This window comes from Flagellimonas halotolerans, from assembly GCF_035818535.1.
Lineage (GTDB): Bacteria > Bacteroidota > Bacteroidia > Flavobacteriales > Flavobacteriaceae > Flagellimonas > Flagellimonas halotolerans.
Window position 1 is genome coordinate 85,301 of sequence record NZ_JAYKYV010000008.1, and the last position, 5,295, is coordinate 90,595.

Annotated in this window: 4 protein-coding genes; all 4 read left to right on the plus strand. The window is 43.0% G+C overall.

Annotated elements, in window-relative coordinates; all coding sequences use genetic code 11:
- The coding region (locus tag VM932_RS11080; protein ID WP_326278853.1) for a gliding motility-associated C-terminal domain-containing protein at positions 1-844 on the plus strand (844 nt) is incomplete at its 5' end.
- A gap of 12 nt (positions 845-856) precedes the next feature.
- Positions 857-1,804, plus strand: a complete 948-nt coding sequence (locus VM932_RS11085) for a PorP/SprF family type IX secretion system membrane protein (protein ID WP_326278854.1) — start codon at positions 857-859, stop codon at positions 1,802-1,804.
- An 11-nt stretch (positions 1,805-1,815) separates the two neighbouring features.
- Positions 1,816-3,765 carry an OmpA family protein gene (locus tag VM932_RS11090; protein ID WP_326278855.1) on the plus strand — a complete coding sequence of 650 codons (1,950 nt, stop codon included), beginning with the start codon at positions 1,816-1,818 and terminating at the stop codon, positions 3,763-3,765.
- A gap of 416 nt (positions 3,766-4,181) precedes the next feature.
- Positions 4,182-5,295 (plus strand): collagen-like domain-containing protein (locus VM932_RS11095; RefSeq protein WP_487320222.1); only part of this gene is annotated, 1,114 nt, incomplete at its 3' end.

Here is a 5,295-nt window from a genome sequence, read left to right on the forward strand (position 1 = left end):
AAGTGTGGGAGAAGATGGTGTGATTGCGGATAGCAACGTACTGTCCAATGATACGTATAATGGTGAGCCTGTAACTTTTGCCGATGTTATATTGACCTCCACACCCACCGACCAACTCATCATCAACGAAGATGGAAGCGTAAGCGTGGCTCCAGGGGCCGAAGCAGGCACATACACGATCAATTATACCATTTGTGATGTTTTGGATGTAAACAATTGTGATTCCGCTACGGTTACTGTTGAAGTAATGCAAGGAGAGGATAATGTTATAGATGCCATTGATGATGCATATAATGCAGGCGCTGGAGGTGGATTGATTGCCAATAGCGATGTACTGTTCAACGATACTTTGAAGGGTGAGGCAGTATCCTTGATCGATGTAATATTAACTTCTGCCCCAACAAATGGGCTTACTATCAACGAAGATGGAAGTGTATCCGTTGCACCTGGAACACAACCCGGTACTTACACCATTGAATATACTATATGTGAAACGGCAAACCCGGGCAATTGTGACACGGCCACGGTTACGGTGGTAGTTGAAGCTATCGAAGTAAACCAGATGTTGACACCGAACGGGGATTTAAAAAATGACTTTCTCTTCATTCGAGGTGTTGAGTATATCAAATCGAGCTCCATCAGAATATTTAATCGTTGGGGAACCCTTGTATTTGAAGGCAACAACTACGATAATGTAAACAATGTTTTCGATGGACGTGTTAGAGGTAAATCAGCTTTGAGCGTAAACGATTACCTTCCGGCAGGGGTGTATTTTTATATATTTAATTACGAAACTGTACAGGGAGGTTTCACAGACTCCGAATACATTTATATAAGCAGATAAGATATTGATAGAATGGTAAAAAAACATTTTTTAACTACGTTATTGTTTATTGGAATTGTATCCACGGGTGCAATGGCACAACAGGATGCCCAGTATACACAATACATGTATAATACCTTGAGTGTCAACCCTGCTTACGCTGGGTCCAGGGGGCAGCTTAGTTTTGCCGGACTGTACCGATCACAATGGGTAGGTTTGGACGGCGCTCCGGAAACCTTCACTTTAAACTTACATTCACCTATACGTAACAGTAGGTTGGGATACGGTATTTCCATTGTTAACGACAATATTGGTGACGGTGTGGTACAGGAAACTTATTTAGATGCCGTTGTATCCTATACTATTGATGTTTCCATGGACGCCAAGTTATCTTTTGGATTGAAAGCAGGTGGAAATATGTTGAGTTTGGACTTCAACAGACTTCGGAATTTTGACCAAGAAGTAGTCAACCAAAATAATATAGACAATAGGTTCACTCCTAACTTTGGACTTGGAATCTATTATCACTCGGATAAGTTTTATGCAGGAGTTTCCGCTCCAAATGTTCTGGAATCAGAGTATTTTGATAATGGCAACTCGGATGATGGGGTAAACTTTCTCTCTGCAGAGCGCATGAATATTTATTTGATTACCGGATATGTTTTTGATTTGGGCGCTGACCTTCAGTTTAAACCAGCATTGCTTACAAAAGCGGTAGGGGGGGCTCCCTTACAGGTAGACCTTTCCGCAAGTTTCCTGTTTGCCAATAGATTCAGTTTTGGGGCAGCTTACCGTTGGGATGCCGCAGTTAGTGGTTTGGTCGGTTTTCAAGTAACGGATCAGATTATGTTGGGATTGGCCTATGATCGCGAAACAACGGAATTGGGGGGGACACAGTTCAACGACGGATCTTTTGAAGTATTCCTAAGATTGGAATTGTTAAAATCCTTCCAAAGAACCATTTCACCTAGATTCTTTTAATGATGTTTAGAATGCTGAAAAGAATACTCACATTATTCATTATCGTTTATGGATGTCTGGTCAAAGTAAATGCGCAACAGGACAGAATTCCCGATAAGCAGACTGCCAAGGTTATGGAAAAGGCCGACGAACGGTACAGGCAATACTCCTTTAGTCCGGCCATAGATATTTACAAAAAAGTATTGGACAAGGGGTATAGCTCCCCAGATTTGTTGAAAAGGCTAGGAAACGCATATTATTTCAACGCTAAGTACAATGAAGCAGCAGATACTTATAAAAAGTTGGAAGAAACCTATCCAGATGAGATGTCAGTGGAGGATGTTTTCCGATATGCACAAAGTTTAAAGTCGGTAGGGAACTATGACAAGGCTGCCCAAATTATGCAGAACTTTAAGGAGATGACCTCTTCCATGGTAGATTTTGATGAGGATTACATGGCCAAAATTGAAGAGAACTCTGGCAGGTATACCATAAAGCCATTTCCGTACAATAGCAAGTATTCAGATTTTGCCGCTGTCTATTACGAAAAAGGCCTCATTTTTGCTTCCGATCGCGATACGGGCAATTTTGCGAGGTACAGGCACACGTGGAACGCTAGGGATTTTTTAGACCTTTATAAAGTAAATGCCGATAGTGTTTCCAAGGATAAGGCAGTAAAACTGGAAGGCGATATAAATACGCGATTGCACGAATCCACATCTGTGGTTACAAAAGATGGTACCACCATGTACTTTACCCGAAACAATTTCTTCGATGGAAGAAAGAAGAAGGATGAAGAAGGAATTATACGCTTAAAAATCTTTAGTGCAGAATATATTGATGGAAAGTGGACCAATATTGTGGAACTTCCGTTCAATAGTGATTCTTATTCCGTGGCCCACCCCATGTTGAGTCCAGATGGAAAGAAACTCTACTTCGTTTCCGATATGCCCGGCAGTTTGGGAGAATCGGATATTTTTGTGACAGAGATTATAGGGGATGGCACCTATGGTCCAATCCAAAATTTAGGAGACAATATCAATACCATGGCCAGGGAAACATTCCCATATATAACCCAAGAAGGAGTACTATACTTTTCGTCCGATGGACACCAAGGACTGGGCGGATTGGATATTTTTGCTACTAAAATCACCTATAACGATTATAGCCAGCCAGTAGTTAACGTAGGGAAACCGATCAACACTCCAAAAGATGACTTTTCCTTTATCTACAACACCGAGGACAAAACAGGATATTTCGCTTCAAACAGGGATGGCGGCATGGGAGATGATGATATTTACGAATTTGTGGAAAATGAGCCACTTACATTGGATTGCATACAAGAAGTAACAGGAACCGTTAGGGATCGCATTTCTAACGAGGTTCTTGCCGGAGCAACCGTAAAAATCATCGATGAGGAAAATAACGAGATTTCTTCTACTATTACTGATTCTGACGGTAATTACATACTCCAATTGGATTGTTCCAAAGGTAATTTTGTAAGAGCATCAAGGGATGGTTATGTACCTGCGGAAGAATATTTGCCAATATCCGATGGAAAACCTCGAATTGTGGATTTTTATTTGGAACGCGATTTGGTCACCGGAGGTTTTGGCGACGACCTGGCAAAATTACTACAGTTGAGTACCATATACTTTGATTTGAACAAGTATAATATCCGACCAGATGCTGAAATTGAGATTCAGAAAGTAATTGTGGCCATGGAAAAATACCCAAGTCTAAAAATTAAGGTAAACTCACATACCGATAGCCGGGGTATTGATGCCTATAACCTTTGGTTATCACAAAAAAGAGCAGAATCCACTGTTGATTATATGATTTCCAAAGGAATTTCTCCTTCTAGATTAGAGGGTGAAGGATTTGGCGAAACCCGATTGGTAAACGACTGTGTAAATGGCTCAAAATGCTCCGAAGAAGAACATCAACTTAATAGAAGGTCGGAGTTCATTATTTTTGAATAAAAATTTTTTGTAGCAATAAAATATTCGAGCGGCCTCATTATGGGGTCGTTTTTTATGGATTCTATCCCAATATATTGTTACTATTTTATTGGATAGTTCACTTCTTCATAGTGAAGCCTGATACTTTCCTGTTTACGTAAACTTGTAAGATTCAACCTACTAAACCCACTGTTCTATTTAGGGCTTATCGACGAACAGCCTTTAAAAAAGTGTAAAAAAATATTGGGGTCACCTCAAAATCTATGGACTATACAGTTCTATTCCATCTGTTCACAACAATTATTTTCAGCCCCTAAAAGTGGGGGTAAATTTGTATCAGGTTGAAAATTCGGTAAGTAGAACTACATAGGAACGAGTAGACCAAAAATACAAAATCAACAAAACAACAAACACAATCCTCAACTAATAGTAACCTCATGAAAAAGAGCATTCTAGCCCTATTTTTTCTTCTTTTTACAGGAATTGCCTTTTCTCAAACCACAGTAACCCTTCAGGATCAATGCAATTGTGAGGTCCTTAAGGGTATGGATGTTTCCAGTTCCGGTGCGATAACACCAGTTGGTGCAGATTTGGGAGATATCTACGTAAATACCAATACAGGAACCATATACTTCTGGGATGGTGATTCATGGGAATTAACATTTATCGACACTAATACGGTAAATAGTAGAATGGAGGTGGTCGGAACAGACTTGATGTTAACAGACTCGGACAATAATATTGTTTCAATTCCTCTTACGGATGTTGCAGCGGGAGGAGCTGTTGGTCCTCAAGGCCCGATTGGCGAACAGGGTCCCCAAGGAATCCAAGGCGAACAGGGTCCCATTGGAGAACAAGGCCCACAAGGTCCAGTAGGATTGCAAGGTCCAACCGGTGAACAAGGTCCACAAGGTCCAACTGGCGAACAAGGGCCAGTAGGTGACAAAGGAGAAACAGGTGACAAGGGCCCACAGGGCAACCCTGGCATACAGGGTCCACAAGGCCCGACTGGTGAACAAGGCCCAGTTGGTGACAAAGGAGAGACCGGTGACAAGGGTCCACAGGGCGACCCCGGCATACAGGGTCCGCAAGGTCCGGTCGGAGATAAAGGAGAGACAGGCGATAAGGGTGAGCTCGGGGACAAAGGTCCACAGGGTGACCCCGGCATACAGGGTCCACAAGGTCCAACTGGCGAACAAGGCCCAGTAGGTGATAAAGGAGAAACAGGTGACAAGGGCCCACAGGGCAACCCTGGCATACAGGGTCCACAAGGCCCGACTGGCGAACAAGGGCCAATAGGTGATAAAGGAGAAACAGGTGACAAAGGTCCACAGGGCGACCCCGGCATACAGGGTCCACAAGGTCCAACTGGCGAACAAGGGCCAGTAGGTGACAAAGGAGAAACAGGTGACAAGGGCCCACAGGGCGACCCTGGCATGCAGGGTCCGCAAGGTTCAACTGGCGAACAAGGGCCAGTAGGTGACAAAGGAGAGACCGGTGACAAGGGCCCACAGGGCGACCCTGGCATACAGGGTCCGCAAGGTCCGATAG

What these genes read in the sequence shown, in the direction of transcription:
- VM932_RS11085 (WP_326278854.1), top strand. Translation starts at nt 857, where the DNA reads ATGGTAAAAAAACATTTTTTAACTACGTTATTGTTTATTGGAATTGTA.
- VM932_RS11090 (WP_326278855.1), top strand. Translation starts at nt 1,816, where the DNA reads ATGCTGAAAAGAATACTCACATTATTCATTATCGTTTATGGATGTCTG.